11 protein-coding genes are annotated in these 16,872 nt (G+C 36.8%); 4 read left to right on the top strand and 7 right to left on the bottom strand.

The features are described 5' to 3' along the window. Positions 1 to 391: 391 nt before the first annotated feature. Positions 392 to 1,288: a DMT family transporter gene (locus DKK79_RS11450; protein WP_110424206.1), complete on the top strand. Its 897-nt coding sequence runs from the start codon at positions 392 to 394 to the stop codon at positions 1,286 to 1,288. A gap of 48 nt (positions 1,289 to 1,336) precedes the next feature. Here DKK79_RS11450 and DKK79_RS11445 read toward each other — a convergent pair whose 3' ends face one another. After that, complete coding sequence (locus DKK79_RS11445) at positions 1,337 to 2,626, bottom strand: virulence factor family protein (RefSeq protein ID WP_110424205.1); 1,290 nt, start codon at positions 2,624 to 2,626, stop codon at positions 1,337 to 1,339. Then, positions 2,619 to 5,222, bottom strand: a complete 2,604-nt coding sequence (mprF, locus tag DKK79_RS11440; protein ID WP_220019245.1) for a bifunctional lysylphosphatidylglycerol flippase/synthetase MprF — start codon at positions 5,220 to 5,222, stop codon at positions 2,619 to 2,621. The genes DKK79_RS11445 and mprF overlap by 8 nt, the downstream gene beginning before the upstream one ends. Before the next feature lie 341 nt (positions 5,223 to 5,563). On the opposite strand from mprF, the gene DKK79_RS11435 reads away from it, so the two are divergent. Then, positions 5,564 to 6,226, top strand: coding sequence for an HD domain-containing protein (locus DKK79_RS11435; RefSeq protein WP_110424204.1), 663 nt, complete (start codon positions 5,564 to 5,566; stop codon positions 6,224 to 6,226). Between the two features lie 84 nt (positions 6,227 to 6,310). On the opposite strand, the gene DKK79_RS11430 is transcribed toward DKK79_RS11435, so the two are convergent. The 3 genes from DKK79_RS11430 to DKK79_RS11420 all read right to left on the bottom strand — a co-directional run bounded on the left by DKK79_RS11430 (position 6,311) and on the right by DKK79_RS11420 (position 10,990). Further along, on the bottom strand, positions 6,311 to 7,234 hold the full coding sequence (locus DKK79_RS11430; protein WP_110424203.1) for an AEC family transporter: 924 nt from the start codon (positions 7,232 to 7,234) through the stop codon (positions 6,311 to 6,313). A gap of 21 nt (positions 7,235 to 7,255) precedes the next feature. After that, on the bottom strand, positions 7,256 to 9,913 hold the full coding sequence (glnD, locus tag DKK79_RS11425) for a bifunctional uridylyltransferase/uridylyl-removing protein GlnD (protein WP_220019243.1): 2,658 nt from the start codon (positions 9,911 to 9,913) through the stop codon (positions 7,256 to 7,258). A 333-nt stretch (positions 9,914 to 10,246) separates the two neighbouring features. Next, on the bottom strand, positions 10,247 to 10,990 hold the full coding sequence (locus DKK79_RS11420) for a DeoR/GlpR family DNA-binding transcription regulator (protein ID WP_110424201.1): 744 nt from the start codon (positions 10,988 to 10,990) through the stop codon (positions 10,247 to 10,249). 408 nt (positions 10,991 to 11,398) lie between these two features. Here DKK79_RS11420 and DKK79_RS11415 point away from each other — a divergent pair, with 408 nt between their 5' ends. Then, positions 11,399 to 12,262 carry an aspartyl protease family protein gene (locus DKK79_RS11415; protein WP_110424200.1) on the top strand — a complete coding sequence of 288 codons (864 nt, stop codon included), beginning with the start codon at positions 11,399 to 11,401 and terminating at the stop codon, positions 12,260 to 12,262. Positions 12,263 to 12,357: 95 nt separating this feature from the next. Here the strand turns inward: DKK79_RS11415 and DKK79_RS11410 are convergent, their stop codons facing one another. Both DKK79_RS11410 and DKK79_RS11405 read right to left on the bottom strand, forming a co-directional pair. After that, the gene (locus tag DKK79_RS11410; protein ID WP_110424199.1) at positions 12,358 to 14,790 is read right to left on the bottom strand and encodes a formate C-acetyltransferase/glycerol dehydratase family glycyl radical enzyme; all 2,433 of its coding nucleotides are present in this window, start codon (positions 14,788 to 14,790) and stop codon (positions 12,358 to 12,360) included. 14 nt (positions 14,791 to 14,804) lie between these two features. Further along, on the bottom strand, positions 14,805 to 15,704 hold the full coding sequence (locus DKK79_RS11405) for a glycyl-radical enzyme activating protein (RefSeq protein ID WP_110424198.1): 900 nt from the start codon (positions 15,702 to 15,704) through the stop codon (positions 14,805 to 14,807). A 209-nt stretch (positions 15,705 to 15,913) separates the two neighbouring features. Between DKK79_RS11405 and DKK79_RS11400 the strand changes: the two genes are divergently transcribed. Continuing rightward, positions 15,914 to 16,867, top strand: a complete 954-nt coding sequence (locus DKK79_RS11400; protein ID WP_181415313.1) for an ROK family protein — start codon at positions 15,914 to 15,916, stop codon at positions 16,865 to 16,867. Positions 16,868 to 16,872 lie beyond the last annotated feature (5 nt).

The raw sequence follows: 16,872 nt of genomic DNA, 5'->3' as shown, positions 1-16,872 counted from the left end.
TTTAGAAAAATATGAAAATTTTTAAAAATTAGTTGGAACTTTTTATGATTTAGTTTGTCTATATAATCAGATTACGTTAATTCATTTTTTTGCCCTCCACTCAATTCGTTGAGTGGATTTTTTTTATCTACAATTCTAGTTAGATCTCACAAACCTTGCAATTTCCGCACTCTTATACTGCACCATACCACGGATGAAATAATTGCTATATCAAACTTATTGAACAATAATTAACAGTACGTTAATATCTAACGATTTTAACTTTCGCATAAAATAGCGTCATATCAATCATTATCAAGGCTTATCTTTTGCTTATTTTGTTGGTCTAATTTGGCTAATAAATATTAGGGTAATCAATGACGTATCAATAATAAGTGAGCAGAGAATTTTCATGTTATTTTCATCGAGAACAAAAGGGCACCTGATAGCACTGATGACAGTATTTATTTGGGGAATAACCTATGTGGCCACCAAAGTATTACTGACAGATTTTAAACCCATTGAAATTCTCTTTTTTCGCTTTACCCTAGGTTATGCCACACTTTGGTTATTAGCGCCTCGCTTTTTTGCTTGGCAGGGGATTAAACAGGAGTTAATGTTCCTCGGTGCCGGATTTTGTGGGGTGACATGTTATTTTCTTTGTGAAAATATTGCGTTAACCTATACCACCGCCTCAAATGTTGGGGTGATTACCACATTGGCGCCGGTGTTTACCGCAATTTTGGCGATCTTCTTTCTGAAAACTGAAAAACCCGCTAAAAGCTTCTATATCGGTTGTCTATTTTCGATGATTGGTATTGTGTTAATTACCTTAAATGGAAAATTTGTATTATCAGTTAATCCACTTGGCGATTTACTGGCGGTATTTGCTTGTCTATTTTGGGCATGTTATTCAATTTTAACCAAACGAAGTAGTAATTATGGTTACAATATTATTTTACTGACGCGAAGATTCTTTCTTTATGGCCTAATGTTTATGTTGCCAGCGTTATATTTATTTGATTTTGAATGGAATTTGTCAAGATTTAATCAACCCGTCAATTTAATCAATATTTTATTCTTAGGTGTTGGTGCATCGGCTATCTGTTTTGCCTCTTGGAATTATGCGGTGAAATTAGTCGGTGCGGTAAAAATTAGCATCTATATTTATTTGGTACCAATTTTGACAATTATTAATGCGGTTGTCATTTTAGATGAACCTTTTACTTGGATTGCGGCAATTGGAACTTTATTTACGCTTAGTGGCGTGTTGTTGTCTGAAGGGAAAATCAAACTTAAAAAGCATTAATATTTTATTAATGCTTTGACTTAAAAAATGTTACCTAAAGTGCCACGATTACTGTATGCGCTTATCGATTGCTTGCATAATAACTTGCCCTAAGTGCTGATAATTTTCATCAAAATGGTGGCCACCCGGTAATCGAAATGCTTCGCCTTTCATCTCCGGTTGTAAGCAACCGGTATCCTCTTTCTCTTCTTCACCATAAATGCAAAATAATTTATTTGCCGGAATTTGATTCACTTCAGGGGCAGTTTTCATTTCATCGCCCGATTGCCCCAACCAACCACTGACTTCGATTTCAAAATTAGCCTCTTTAGAAAAGGCAATCATAATCAAAGCTTGCACACTTTGTTGATCTTCTTTGGATAATCGATTGTAGAGCGCCGGTAAGATATCTCCCCCAAAGGAATAACCAGCTAAAACAAATCTATTAATCCCCCATTTATCTCGATACTCTTGCATTAAATTGGTTAAATCTTTAGCACTACGTTCAACCGAACGATGTTGCCAAAATAGCTTTAGCGCATCGACACCAACCACCGAGTAACCATGGTCAGCCATATATTCAGCCGAAATTTTGTCTAAATCACGCCATCCCCCGTCACCGGAATAATAAAAGGTAACACTGTTAGGATGGGGCTGTTGACCTTTAGCCGGTAATTCAATCACCGGTAATGGTTCATGCTCGCCAAATAAAATAGAGGATAAATGTAAACTTAACAACTCAGTTGGTGATGCCTGATACTCACCAATTTTGGTGGTGACTTTGATCTGTTTTTGTTGGCGAGGAAAAATGGCAACTTGTTCATCAGGTGGATTATTCCAAATCACTTGCCAGATTCCATGACTTGCTTGTGCAGGTAAAGGTGCGTCACAATCTTTATGGTCTAAAGTAAATTCAATCGATAAAGCTTTGGCATCATCATTTTGTTGCTTGCTTAACCAGCGATAAGCAAATGCCGCACCTTCTTGCATGCCGGCAACAACAAACTTAGCTTCATTTAAGATTTTCTGTGCCTGTTCAAAACGTGTTTGCTGTTCGTCACAACTTCCTTGCGGTTGTAATTCAAATTGTACCAATTTAGCGCCTGTTGATTCTGATAAGGTTAATAACTGATCTGCGGTAAAGTGGTTATCTTTGGTTGCAACAATAATGGCTGCAGCTTCGGCCGATTGTTTTGGTGAAGCCGATAAGATAGAAAAATTTTGACTGACCGTAATCGTATCTACAGAAGCGCTGCGTTGATTTTTATAAAAATACCAACCGACGGCTATAGATGCTGTGATTAAAAGTAACATCACGAAGAATAAAACATAACGTAGGATTTTTTTCATTTTATTCATTGTTATTCTGCGTTAAATTTGATTTCCCGCCTGAAATTAACATCGTGGTGTCAATTAAGGCGACCAAAGGATCAAGTCCTGCCGGAACTGCCATATAACGTGGTTGCCAATGGGTGGCAAATTTTTCTTTAAAGCGACGCAAGCCTTGGAAGTTATAAAAACGTCCGCCACGGCGAAAAACTAACGCACCTAAGCGTTGGATCATCGGGGCACCACGTCGCCTTTGCATGCCGGCAAGTGGCACCATACCTAAACTAAAGTACTGATATCCTTTTTCCTGATAATGTAAAATCAATCCTACCATTAAAAATTCCATAGTTGACTTAGGAATATCTTGGAGAACTCGCATTAAATCAATGCTAGCACTATAGTTTTGCTCGGTTTCTAATAGATTCACAAAAGCAATAATGCGACCTTGGTACTCAACCGCGGCAATGGTGAAATTATTTAAATAGGACTGCGAAAAAGCGCCTAATGAGAATTGCTTTTCTTTTGCCTGTTTATTTTTCAGCCATGTGTCCGAGACTATTTTTAGTTGATCCAGCGGTGCAGTTCCAGGCGGATAAAATTTCAAACTCAGGCCATCTCGTTGCCCGCGATTCCAAGTATATCGTAGATCTTTATAACCTTTTGATGTTAAATCAAACTCTTGTAAATTTACCAATGCTTCCTCGCCAAGTTTGACCACTCTAAGTCCTATATCCATATAAAAGGGTAGATTGTTTGCGTTAACTTGGTAAAAAACGGGACGTAAATGGTGTTGATCACAAAGATCTCTAAATGCCCAAATTAAATCTGCTCGGGCGTTATCATCGCCAATTGGATCATAAAGAGCAACCATACTTCGTCCGCGCCTTGCATACATAATAAAAGCGGTTTTTGATTGATTGAAGAGTAAGGATTTATCCCCACTCATCGCTAGCCCACCTTCGGGTTGTTTTGAGTCAAGGATGATCTGATGAGCTTGGTTTAACTCCTCTTTAGTGGCAATAGTTAAGATCGGTAGTGCCGGTTTGAATAACCAAAACAACATCACTCCACTTAATAATATCAAACTTCCTAACGCGGCACGCAAGGCTCGAGGAACATGGCTATCTAATTCAAATTGCCACCATAAATCATGACTATACGGGATATCTTGATAGATAAATAAGATTAGCCAAATAAATAGAATAATTAAACCAAAGCTAACCACAAAGGATTTTAATGAAAAAGGTAAAATGCTTAATCGACTTTTACGATAAAACGCATCTCGAAAATAGCCCAAGAGTATTGCGATGGTTAATAATGTCGCCGCTTCAATCCAGTGTAAACCTCTTAACAACGAGCAGATACTACCCAATATCAATAATATAACCGATAAACCCCAAGCAGAATAAAGCCTGCGACGCAATCCCATTGCCAATAATAGGCATAACACACCAATTAAGCTGGCAGTTAAATGGGCAAAATTAACAATTTTTTTCGGTATAAAGGTAGTGACAAGATGATGATTAAATCCCGGGATAACACTCGAAAACATCATCACCACGCCGGCAAAGAATACTACTGAAGCCATAATCGTTGCCGCTATGCCGGTATCGGTTTCTTTAACTTGCGGAGCCGATAAAAAGTGTTTACCTTCGTTAATTAATAACAAAATTCCTGCAGGAATCAGCGGTAATAAAATATAGATCAATCGATAGATTACGAGGGCAATCGTTAAGGATGCGGCACCAATTTGCGATGAAAAAGCGGCTAATATAATCGCCTCAAATATACCAACACCACCAGGAACATGACTAAGCACCCCAGCCACTAACGCTAGAATATAAATCAAGATAAAAGTGATAAAGTTTGGTTGATTTGGGAGTAAAAAGTAGAGGATCGCCCCAGCTAAAATCGTATCAACTAACGTGATTACAAGTTGACTGCTAGCTAAGCGCCAGTTAGGTAAACGGATTTTCCAATGAAAGATTTGGTATAACCGCGTATCGTTATTGGGTGTTGCCGACAATCGGTGCGCATGTAAAAAAAGCAAAACACCGACATAACTAAGCAACACCACACTAGCCATTATTTCAATACTCATTGCCGAAATATGGAGGGCGATCACGCTATTTTTAATATCAATTAAAGCTGCGATTGCTGCTAATAACGGTAAGGTAAAGCCTAGCGAAAGGGTCACAAAAATCGACATCCGCGCCACATCAATTGTGCTAAGTCCATATTTAAAATAGAGCCGACAACGAATGGCACCACCGGATAACGCGGATAACCCGACAGCATTACCAATGGCTGAAGCACAAATTCCCCCCATTATAATTGTTGACGGTTTTAGCTTAACCCCAGCATAACGTGCCGCCGACCATTCATAGCCAATCAACATGCTATAACTGGCTATTGCCGATAAACCCGAAAGCAAAATTGCATGATAAGGAAGTTGCTGTAGTGCTGATTGTAAATCGTTAAGATTGATGGTTTTTAACAAATGCCAACACACTACCAATGCAATACAAAAAATAGATAGTCCAAATAGTAGAGCGATAAATTGACGATATCGAGTGAAGCATTCTATAAGCTGCCAAGGCAGAACTTTACGTGCTGATATTTTCACTTAATCAACTCCAGTTAGTTGCAGTGATAATGAATTTTCATTAAGGCATTCTACCTTTCGAAATTAGTGAAAACAATTGAAAGAAATTAAAGAAAATATAAAAAAATATTAAATACAAGGAATTTTTTAGTAAATTAGATTAAATAACCATCAGTTGTGAGATTAAATCCGATTAATTATTCGTTTTAAATGGATTTAGTGATTTTTTGGCAAGGATTTCTGTTTTTATCTATCAATCATCATCTAAATGGATAGATAGCGGTTAAATGCTAGCTGCGGTAAAATAGATCATATTCAGACAACAAATAAAATATCACTCCAATTTTAATAAGTATAATAAAATGACGCTAACACCCCAACAACAAACCACCCTAGATAACGTTAAAGCGTTTGTCAAACAGAAGCTTTCACATGATTTCTCTGGCCATGATATGGCGCATATTGAGCGAGTGGTAAAGCTAGCCAACAAAATTCTCAACCATCAACCACAAGCAAATGCCTTTATTGTCTTGATGAGTGCTTATTTGCATGATGTTATTGATGAGAAAGTGATTGCTGATGTTAACAATGCGATTAATGAATTGCAGGACTATTTGCGATCACTCAATTTAACCACTGAGGAAATGCGTGCTATTTTCGATATTATTGAAAATATGTCTTATCGAAAAAACCTTTCACAAAAAACAACACTATCATTGGAAGGGCAAATTGTTCAAGATGCTGATCGTCTTGATGCAATTGGGGCGATTGGTATTGGGCGTACTTTTTATTATGGTGGTAACAAACATAATATCATGCATGATCCCAATATTTTGCCTCGCACCAAGCTCAATGAAGATAATTACAAGCAACCAAACACGGTAATTAATCACTTTTATGAAAAACTATTTTTACTCAAAGATATGATGAATACTCAAACCGCTAAACAAATCGCCGAGCAGCGCCATGAAATTTTAGTCAAATTTGTTAAACAATTTGAACAAGAGTGGCTTGGCAACGATTAAAAGCTATCCAAACTCAGGCTAAACGCTTTTTATCCATTAGGATTTCGTTGGAGTGGTTCAATGCGCTTTAATCATGCTCTTTGTTTAAATCGGAATAGGTGCGCCAACCAATGAGAGTACGATTGGTAAGGTGATCAAACTTAACAAGGTACTCACTAAAGTGGCACTAGATACCAGTTCTGGATGAGTATCAAATTGTACCGACATTAAGGTCGTATTGGCGGCACTAGGCATTGCAGCTAAAACAATAAGAACCTGTTTATACATTGGCGTAAGTGGCATAAAGTAAACCATCGCAAATGCAACCATTGGTGAAATCACCATCCGAGTAGTTAAAGCAAATGATAGTTTTGGGTAATCGAGCTGGGTAATTTTGATTTTCGCTAATTGCATACCAAGGATAATCATAATGATCACAATCGATGAGTCACCGATCATACCAATCGAGGTCATAATCGATTTTGATAATGGAATGTGGCCAAGCTGGAAAATAATGCCGGCAAAAGCCCCATAGGCAACTGGCATTCGAATTACTTTTCTAATCACATCTTTTTGACTGACAATATCACTATGCGCGCTACCTTTAGCCGCATAATAAATGCCAATGGTGCTCATAACAAATTGTTGTAACACCATCATAATCACGCCTAAATCGAATCCAAGTGTGCCAAAAAATACCAGTAATACTGGCGTACCATAATTACCATTGTTCATAAAACATGAACTTAAAATCAACGCACAGCGCTCTTTGATCGAATAGCGCATAATAATTGACCAAATGCTAACAATCAATACCAATGAAAAACAGAGTCCAAAGATATAAACAATATAGATAAAATAATCGCTAGTTAAAGTATGGGTATAAAAGGTTTTAAATGCCAAAAAAGGTGAAAGCACATACAGTGACATTTTAGAAAGATTGGCGACATCAAACTTTAGAACTTTTTGCGAAATAAATCCGACAATAAAAATACAAAAAATAGGAAACAAGATAATAAAAAATTGCATAGTGTTAATTTTTTTGGTTTATTAGTTTATTGAATCTATAGCCATTACTATCGATTCGCTTAGTTTCTGACAGGTGTTATCATCAAGGGCTTTGTTGTGTTTATCGGTTAGAATAAACAGATCTTCAATATGTTCGCCGATGGTGGCTATTTTAGCACTCCTCAGCGATAAGTCTAATTTTGCAAAGACTTCGCCGACACAAGCAAGTAATCCTGGCTTATCAAGGGCGATTAACTCCATATAAGTATGATTGTCATTAAACGATGAGATAAAGTTAACTTGCGTTGGCACCGAAAACGAACGTAATCTCTGTTTAGCGGGTTTAATCGTTACCCCTTTATAAACCGATTGATTGAGCACTTTATTTAAGATTTGAATAATATCTTGGTGACGATTTTCTGGCACCACTTGGCCATTAGGTTCAAGTACAATAAAGGTATCAAGCGCCAAGCCATTTTTATTGGTAATAATTAATGCATCATGAATACTCAAATTTAACATGCTCAACGCATTACACACAGCGGCAAATAAAAATGGTCTATCGGGTGAGTAGATAATGATTTCGCTGCCACCATGATGCGGTTTAGGATTAATGGCAACTAAAGTTTGCTGTAAATCTTTATTTAATAACAGCTCAGCATGCCAAACAATTTGCTCAGCGGTATAGCGCAAAAAGTAGTCAATGCGATAATCTTGCCAAAAATATTTAATACTCTGTTCATCATAATTTTTGGCAAGCAATTCAGTTAGTGCTTGCTGTTTATGTTGCCGCGCTATGCTACGTTGCTCTGGTATTTGATGAATGCCAGAATCAAATGACCGTTCAGCGGTTAAGTAGAGTTCGCGCATTAAGCTCTGTTTCCAGCTATTCCATAAGGTTTCATTAGTAGCACAGACATCGGCTACGGTTAAACAGAGCAAATATTGCAAGCGTCGTTTACTTTTGACCAATTGTACAAATTCACGAATAACTTGTGGATCTTGGAGATCACGATTTTGGGCAGTTACCGACATCAATAAATGGTAACGAACTAACCAAACAATCAAATCAGTATCTTTAGCATCTAATTCATGCAATTGACAGAAAGATTCCACCATTTTCGCGCCAATTTCCGAATGATCGCCATGTCGTCCTTTACCAATATCATGAAATAATCCGGTAATTACCAATAATTCCGGTTTGGATAATTCGGCAAATACCTTTGAACTATTGGGGTGTTTTTGTTTCCCTTCTTCTGTACGTAAAAGATCCAGTTCTAACAATAGGCGTATCGTGTGTTCATCGACAGTATAGGTGTGAAACAGATCAAACTGCATCATTCCAGAAATTTGTTGCCAACCAGGTAGATAAACCGCCAAAATCCCATATTGATGCATAGGTAAAATGGCCTTTTTAATAGCATCAGGATGTTTGATGATTTTTATAAACAATTTTCTGGCTTCCGGCTGCTCACACAATAGATAACTTAATTTTCGTCTTGCAGAACGAAGTTGCCGAATGGTATTAGAGTAAAGTCCGGTAATTTGCGGATTAAGCAAAAGTGTATAGAACAGCTTAAGAATCATCACCGGATCATCTATGAAAACACGATTATTTTTAACATCAATTAGATTATCTTTGCTTTGGAAATACTCATCAATGTCATAGGTGTTATATTGTGAATAACGTTTCAATAGTGACTCATCGAATAATTGCAACAGCATCTGATTGAGTTCGGTAATATTATGTGCTACCCGATAATAATCATGCATCATGTTTTCAACCGGAGCGTTACCTTCACCACTATAACCTAGCATTTTAGCGATACTTAACTGACGATCAAACAGCAGACGGTTGTCATAACGATTAATCACGCTGTGCAAAGCAAAACGCATACGCCATAAAAATTTACGACATGTGTTAAACTCTTCAACTTCGTCTGGGGTTAAATAGTCAAAATGGGCAATTTTTTGTAAAAACTCGCCACCAAAATGGCGGATAGCCAGCCACTGAATAATCTGCATATCCCGCAGGCCACCCGGGCTATTTTTTAAATCGGGCTCTAGATTATAGGTGGTACTATGATATTGTTGGTGCCTTTGTTGTTGCTCTTTAATTTTGGCTTGATAAAACGCCGGTGAAGGCCAAATTTTATCACTAAAAATATAGGTTTGAAGCTCCTTAAGTAATGACTCACTTCCTGCAATTAGCCGTGATTCAATTAAATTAGTCATGATAGTGATATCATTTTTAGCTTCTTGCAGACAGGTTTTTAATGTTCTGACGCTATGGCCAATATCCAGATGAAGATCCCAAAGCAAACGAACTAAATCGCCTATCTGTTTCTCAAGCTCTTTGGTTAGTGAGTTATCACTTAATATCAGAATATCAATATCAGATAAAGGATGTAACTCGCAACGCCCATAACCACCAACAGCAATAAGTGCAATGCGATTCTTTTTAAAGAGTGATGAAACGTGTTCTGGAATTTGATAGTAATGCCATAATCGTTTAAGTAGTTGATCGATAAATTGACTACGCAAGTGGACTAAATCATCAATATCAACATGGTTTCCAAATTGAGTGATCGACCATTGTTGAAACGCATCGAGTTGCTGTTTTAGGTAGGGGACAGTGATTTGCTCATCACTAAAATCAAGCGGAGAGATAGAATAATGCGTACCAGTCATAGTCATCATATCAAATTAAGCTAATTCAATAGCCATATCGTCCCGCGATTTTAAAGGAGTGTCAAGTTTAAGTAGCTACACTTTTACCTTAAATACTCTTGGAGGTTTTTAACACTGATTATTTGATATTTCTGTAAAAATAATTAAGGAGTTTTACCTCCTTTTGGTGTTCATAGAGAAGAAATAGTTAACTTAATTAATCTAAAATAAACACCCAGTAAACAAATTACTCAAAATAAGTATCAAAAAAGTTCAAGAAATGAGGGGGTGATGTAGATATTGGGTTAATTTTAACTTAATCTTCGAACAAAACTAGCGTTAGTTAACATGATTTATGCTTAATTACACAACTTTATCAACAATAATATTTTTCGCGGTTAGATACTGCTCATCTTCAATGTTAATTGCCTGATCAGTAATTACCCGATGAATGGCTTCGAGTGGCGATAATTGATATGGCTGTTTTTGACCAAACTTTGATGAATCAGTGATGATGATGTTTTCGCTAGGCTTGGTTAATATGGTATTAACTAACTCAGTCCGCATTTGGTTTCGACCAGAAAACCCAGTATCTGGTAAAAAGCCATCAATACCAATAAATGCTTTGTCAAAATGGAGATGTTTTATCGCAAGGCAAGCAAGTTCACCGACCACACTTTCACTCTTCTTCTGATATTCGCCACCAATGACCACCACTTTTAATTCGGTATTTTTTAGCAATTGAGCGATGTAGTAGCTTGAGGTAATTAGGGTGATACGACGTGTGTAGGCTAAATGTCTGGCGAGTAGGGCGTTGGTACTCCCCCCTTCAATAAAGATATGTTCATCGTTATTGACGAGTGAGGCGGCGTATTCAGCTATCTTTTGCTTTAACGGGAATTTAATCTTCATGCGAGCGTCAAGATTATCACTATCGATTGCCACGGCATAACCATGCTCGCGTTTTAAATAACCGTTTTGCTCTAAAAAATTGAGATCATGACGAATGGTCACAACAGAAACATTAAATTGTTCAGCTAACTCATTGACACTAACTTGATTGAGTTCATTAACTTTATAAATAATCTCTTGTTGTCGTTCATTCATTAAATACAGCATAATTACCTGTTATAAATATAGTTACCTGTTATAAAACCGCCATATCCATATATCAATATCGATATAAACACGTAGGGAAAGATAGTAATGAATTACATGGCATTTGTCATTATAAAAGTGGCAAAACAAAAAAGATGCCTATCGGTTTTTGGATAGATATATAAATTCGATTTTATTTTGGCAGTAATCTCATTTTCTGTTTCTGTTGATCCTACCTCAAAAAACAATGAATAATCAGGGGTAGCAAACACAAAGTCATGATATAGAAATTGTATTGTTGTCTATCAATTAATAACGATTAAAATAGCTAAAAAATAAAGGATCAATAATAAACATTTTTAGTAATTTCAAATTGAAAAGAGATATTAGGAATAAGAATACAGTGAGGATAGTTCAATGAATAAAAAAATATTATTACTAATCATGCTGTTTATCAGCCACTTTGCACAAAGTGTTCAAGTCACTTGGGATATAACTTTTGATAGCAAATATAATTTACCTTTAATCATGATGGATTTTCAAGGTGAAAAAATTACCATGACGTTGGATACCGGTTCGAAAATAGCTTTACATCTACCAATGGATTTAATTAATAAGATTCCTAATAAAACGGAAAACTCTGAAAAAATCAGATCGATTGATCTTTCTGGGGGTGTCACAGAACTTAAATCATTTATTGTCAACAAGTTAGAATTAAATTCTTTTACCTTTAACAAGGTGCAAGTGGTTGAATATAAGGATTGGGGATTAGTTATTTCAAGCGATCCGACTATTGATGATAGTGAGGATACAGATGAAGATAAACCTGTTATTGGGCTTGGGTTGTTTGATGGTTACGTATTAACTATCAATTATCCGGAAAGTAATATAACGATATCAGATGATACTTCAACCGACTTAAATCCAAATTGGGTTGCTATCCCCTTTGATTTAAATGATGAAGGTTTGGTCGTCACTCTGTCTGACGGTATCAAGAATTATAAAATGGTTTTAGATACCGGGGCGACGGTATCACTTATCAAACAACAATCACTTTCACCAGAATCAATTAAAATAAGCGATCCTGAAGATAATTTTAAATCTATATCACTTGATGTGAATAATGTCGCGAATGATAGTGTTCTGCCAATAATAATTGATTCATTTCCTAATGAATTTCAATCTGACGGATTATTAGGCGCTGACTTTTTAAGTAAAAACAGAGTTAAAATTGATTTTAAAAATAAGCAAATGTGGATCCAACCTGTTGAGCAAAAATAATTTTGCCTTATTACTTAATAGAATTAATAAAATCATTAAAAAAGACCTACAAGAGTAGGTCTTTAAATTGCTGAGGTTTATAAATTAGCTATTAATTAGATAACGTGTTCTGTTCTGGCGATAATATCATCCTGAGTATCGGGTGATAGTGCTGTAAAGAATGCGGAATAACCAGCAACACGGACAACTAAGTCACGATATTGATCCGGATGTGCTTTCGCTGCAAGTAATGTATCACGTGAAACAACATTATATTGAACATGCCATCCTTTATGCACTTCAAAGAATGTTCTTAACATCATCATGAGTTTTAACTTATCACGCGGATTGTCTAAAGTGGATGGGTTGAGTTTTTGGTTTAACAGCACGCCACCAAGAATCTTATCCGTTGGTAATTTACCTAATGAGTTAAATACTGCTGTTGGTCCTAAGGTATCTGTACCGGATGAAGGGCTGGCACCTTCGGCTAACGGTGTCCATGCTTTACGACCATCTGGTGTTGCAGCGGTTTGAGCGCCAAATGGTACATTGGCAGAGATAGATGAAGTACCAGCATAATAAGTACCACCAATTGGACCACGACCATAGCGAGGATTGCGATAATTTTTTAACTCGTCAATGTAGTAGTTATATAGTTCAGCTAAAAGATAATCTACTTCATCATTATCATTACCATATTTTGGTGCACCATTAAGTAGGCGTTGACGTAATTGTTCACCCGCAGAGCCGGCAAAGTTTTCCGCTAATGCTTTAGCTAAATCGGCTTGTTTGATGATGTGTTCATCAAAAATTAATTTTTTAACTGCTTCAAAGCTGTTAGTGGTATTAGCCAGTCCGACTTGTAAACCGGATACCCAATCATATTTCGCGCCACCTTGTTTAAGGGTTTTACCGCGTTCGATACAATCATCGACTAATACTGAGCAGATAATGTCATGCGCATTTTCTTCTAGGATAGTATCAATCACATACTCAATTTCGATTGATTTTCGCGTATAGTAGCGAATTTGTTTATCCCACTGTGCTTTGACTTCGTCAAAACTTTTGAAGTTATTTTTACTTAAGGCTTGTTCTTGTGGTAAATAAACTACACCACTGGTGGCATCTTTACCACCTTCTAATGTCGCTAATGCCACACGTGCAAAGTTAATAAAGCTCATTCCTGTACAGCGATAACCCCATTTACCCGGTACTGCTGTTTCAATACAACCGATTGCTGAATATTCATAAGCATCTTGGCGTTCGACACCGAGTTTAATAAATTCAGGAATAACGATTTCATCATTATTAAACGCCGGCATACCAAAGCCACAACGGATAACTTGTACGCAAGCATCTAAAAAGTCATCACTCATTCCAGCATGATAACGGACACTTAAGTTAGGTTGGGTGGATTTTAAGCGTCCACAAGACTCTAAAATAGCATAAGATAATGAGTTTACGGCATCAGCAGGTACATCATCGACCAGTTTTTGCCCACCAATCGTCACGTTTTGATACATCGGGCTACCGGCTGAGCTTTTAGAGTGTGAGCCTGAACGGATTTTATTGACTTCTAACAGTTTCAACCAACAGCTGTGTAATAACTCAATAGCTGCTTCGCGAGTTAATGTTTTATCTTGCTCAACATCTTTTTCATACCATGAAGAGAGATATTGGTCCATGCGTCCAAACGATACCGAGTGACCATTTGATTCGATTTGTAACAATAACATGACAAAATAGCATAATTGAACAGCTTGCCAGAATGTTTCTGGTGGTTTATGAGCGATAACCTCACAGTTTTTAGCAATTTGTAATAGTTCATCTTTACGCCATGAACGTTCTTCTTTAGTTGCCATTTCACGGGCTAATTGAGCATAACGTTCAATATATTTACTCATGGCTAGCATGGAGATTTCTGATGCTTTTAGGAAGTGATCTTTATGAAAATCATCAAAATCAGTGGTATTAATGCGACTACGACGTTCCTTAATTTTATCAATAATACCATCAATGCCTTTTTCCAGAATAAATGGGAAGTTAACAGCAAGATGAGCATCACCTGAGTTCATATTGCCTTCGGCTTTGATCATCACAGTATCGAGTAATGATTTGTGTTCATCACTAAATAGTGCATAACAGCGATCAAGTACTGTTTGACCATGCCACCATGGGCAAACGCGGTGTAAGACTTCCTTGTCATGTTCGGTGACTTCAAATCCTGCGCCTGGGCGATCACCTAATACATCAATTTCTTTTTCTACCCAACCAACAGTGTATTCAGGAAATATGGGTGCCGCTCTTGGTGCAGAAGCTTGGTTACCCACAATTAATTCATCGTGTTTTATCCAAATTGTTTTTTTATTTAGGTGATTGGCTAAAGCATAAGCACGACGTAATACCACGGGTTGTGCCAAATGTTCTTGGTAAGATTCGGTATAATGCTCTGCGCGTTCTACACAAATCGGTGGTTTAATAATATGAATCAATGCATTTTTATGTGCTTGGATCCTTGGTGTGACAGTAGTCAGGTCTAGAGTAGACATAAGGTTCTCCTTGGTTATCCTCGTAAAACAGCGGTTAACTGTTTTTGTTGGGCGTAATGGGTTGCAAAATCGATGATGTTTTCGTCGTTTAGTGGCTCTTTAGGTGCATGATATGGCAGATCGAGCATTTTATATTTGTTGATACCTAATGTGTGATACGGTAAAAAGTGGATCTCATCTGTCGGTATTTCGTTAGCAACAAAATCAACAATACTTTTTATCGATTTCTCATCAGCATTAAATCCTTGAATTAATGGCACTCGGACTGTGATCTTTTTGTTTGTCTTTGCTAAGTGCTGAAAATTTTTTAAAATCCGTTTAGCTGAACCTTTGGTCCAGGCATAAAAAATCGATTCGTCAGTATGTTTTAAATCCGCCAAGAAAAGATCTAAATATGGCAATGACGCTTCAATATTTTTCCATGGCACATGCAAACACGTTTCAACCGCAGTGTGATAGCCTTGTTGTTTGCAAGCAGCAAGTATTTCTTGGCTTAATTTAGGTTGCATAAAAGGTTCACCACCCGACAAAGTTACGCCACCACCGGTACGTTGATAAAACGGACTATCCCTATCGATAGTTTGCATCACATCCTGTACTGATAGTGATTCACCACATACAGTTAATGCTAAACTAGGACAAACGTTTTGTATTTTTTGATAGTCAGTTTGTTCGGCTGCTTTTCGATTAATCTGAATGTGTCCATTTGATTTTTTGATTAAATTTGGGCAAGATGCAGAACAAAGATCACAATCACTAATGCAAAGCCTTTCATCAAACAGGATTTCTTGCTTAGCCGATTGGCTTTCTGGGTTTTGACACCAAAAACAGCCTAAAGAACAACCTTTCAAGAAGACTACTGTTCGAATTCCGGGTCCATCATGAGTGGAATATCGTTGTAAATTAAAAATCATACATTGCTCCCTTATCTTTGCTACATAATAATAACTTTCGAACGAAAGCGTCTGTGATCTAGATCACATTTTTGAGCATAAAATTTAAAATTAAGATCTAGATCACATTTTTAAAATTAAAATATTCATTTGTAAGTCGTTAATTTTTCGATCGAAAGTTATTTATGTTTTAATCAAAAATAAAGAGACAAGTAATAATGAGGAATAACATGAATAATTTTACTATTGGGATTGATGTTGGTGGTACTAAAACTGCATATGGACTTTTTGATAGCAATAAAAATCTCATCTTTAAAAATAGATTACCGACTAATGCAAATTTAGATGGACAAGCTTTTTTTGATGAAATTGCTGATAATGTGAATGCTATTCTTAATCAACACCAGATTCATTACTCCAATCTACGCGGTGTTGGCATAGGTATGCCTTCTTATATTTTTTATGAAGAAGGCCGTATTATGAAAACGGCAAACTTACCAAAGATAAAAGATTTCCCTGCGCGTAGCTATTTATATAAAAAATTAGGCGGTAATATTCGAATTATGCTTGATAACGATGCGCATACTGCTGCTTTAGCTGAACACCGTAATGGCGCAGGTCGTGGTTTTACACATATGCTCTATTGTCCTGTCAGTACTGGTATTTCAACAGGGATTATTATTGATAATAAGCTATTTCGTGGTCGCTATGGTTGGGCTGGAGAGACTGGTCATATGATTGCTACACCAGGGGAAGGCATTGAATGTGGCTGTGGTAATCGTGGTTGTCTTATGTCGTATTGTTCTGGTGCGATGATTGTAAAACATGTTAAACAAAAGATCCTTGAAGGTCATAAAACCATTATGCTTGATATGGCAGGTTCGCACGATGCTATTGATGTGTTACATATTAGTCAGGCTTATGATTTAGACGATTCATTATCTATTTGGGCGATAGATCAAATGGCTAAATATATGGCAGTTTGGCTTTATAACCTTTATTCAGCATTAAATATTAACTGTTTTGTGCTTGGTGGCGGATTGTTAAATATTGGTGATAAATTATTTGATCCAGTTAAGAGTATGTTTAATGATTTGAATCATTGTGATTTACCTGTCTATTTTAAAGAAGCTGAATTAGGCGATGATTTCGGCATAGTTGGTGCTGCCGAGTTACTATTTTAATTTGA

The sequence above is a fragment of the Gilliamella apicola genome (assembly GCF_003202915.1).
Classification (GTDB): Bacteria; Pseudomonadota; Gammaproteobacteria; order Enterobacterales; family Orbaceae; genus Gilliamella; species Gilliamella apicola_Q.
This window is presented reverse-complemented; position numbering and strand designations above follow the sequence as displayed.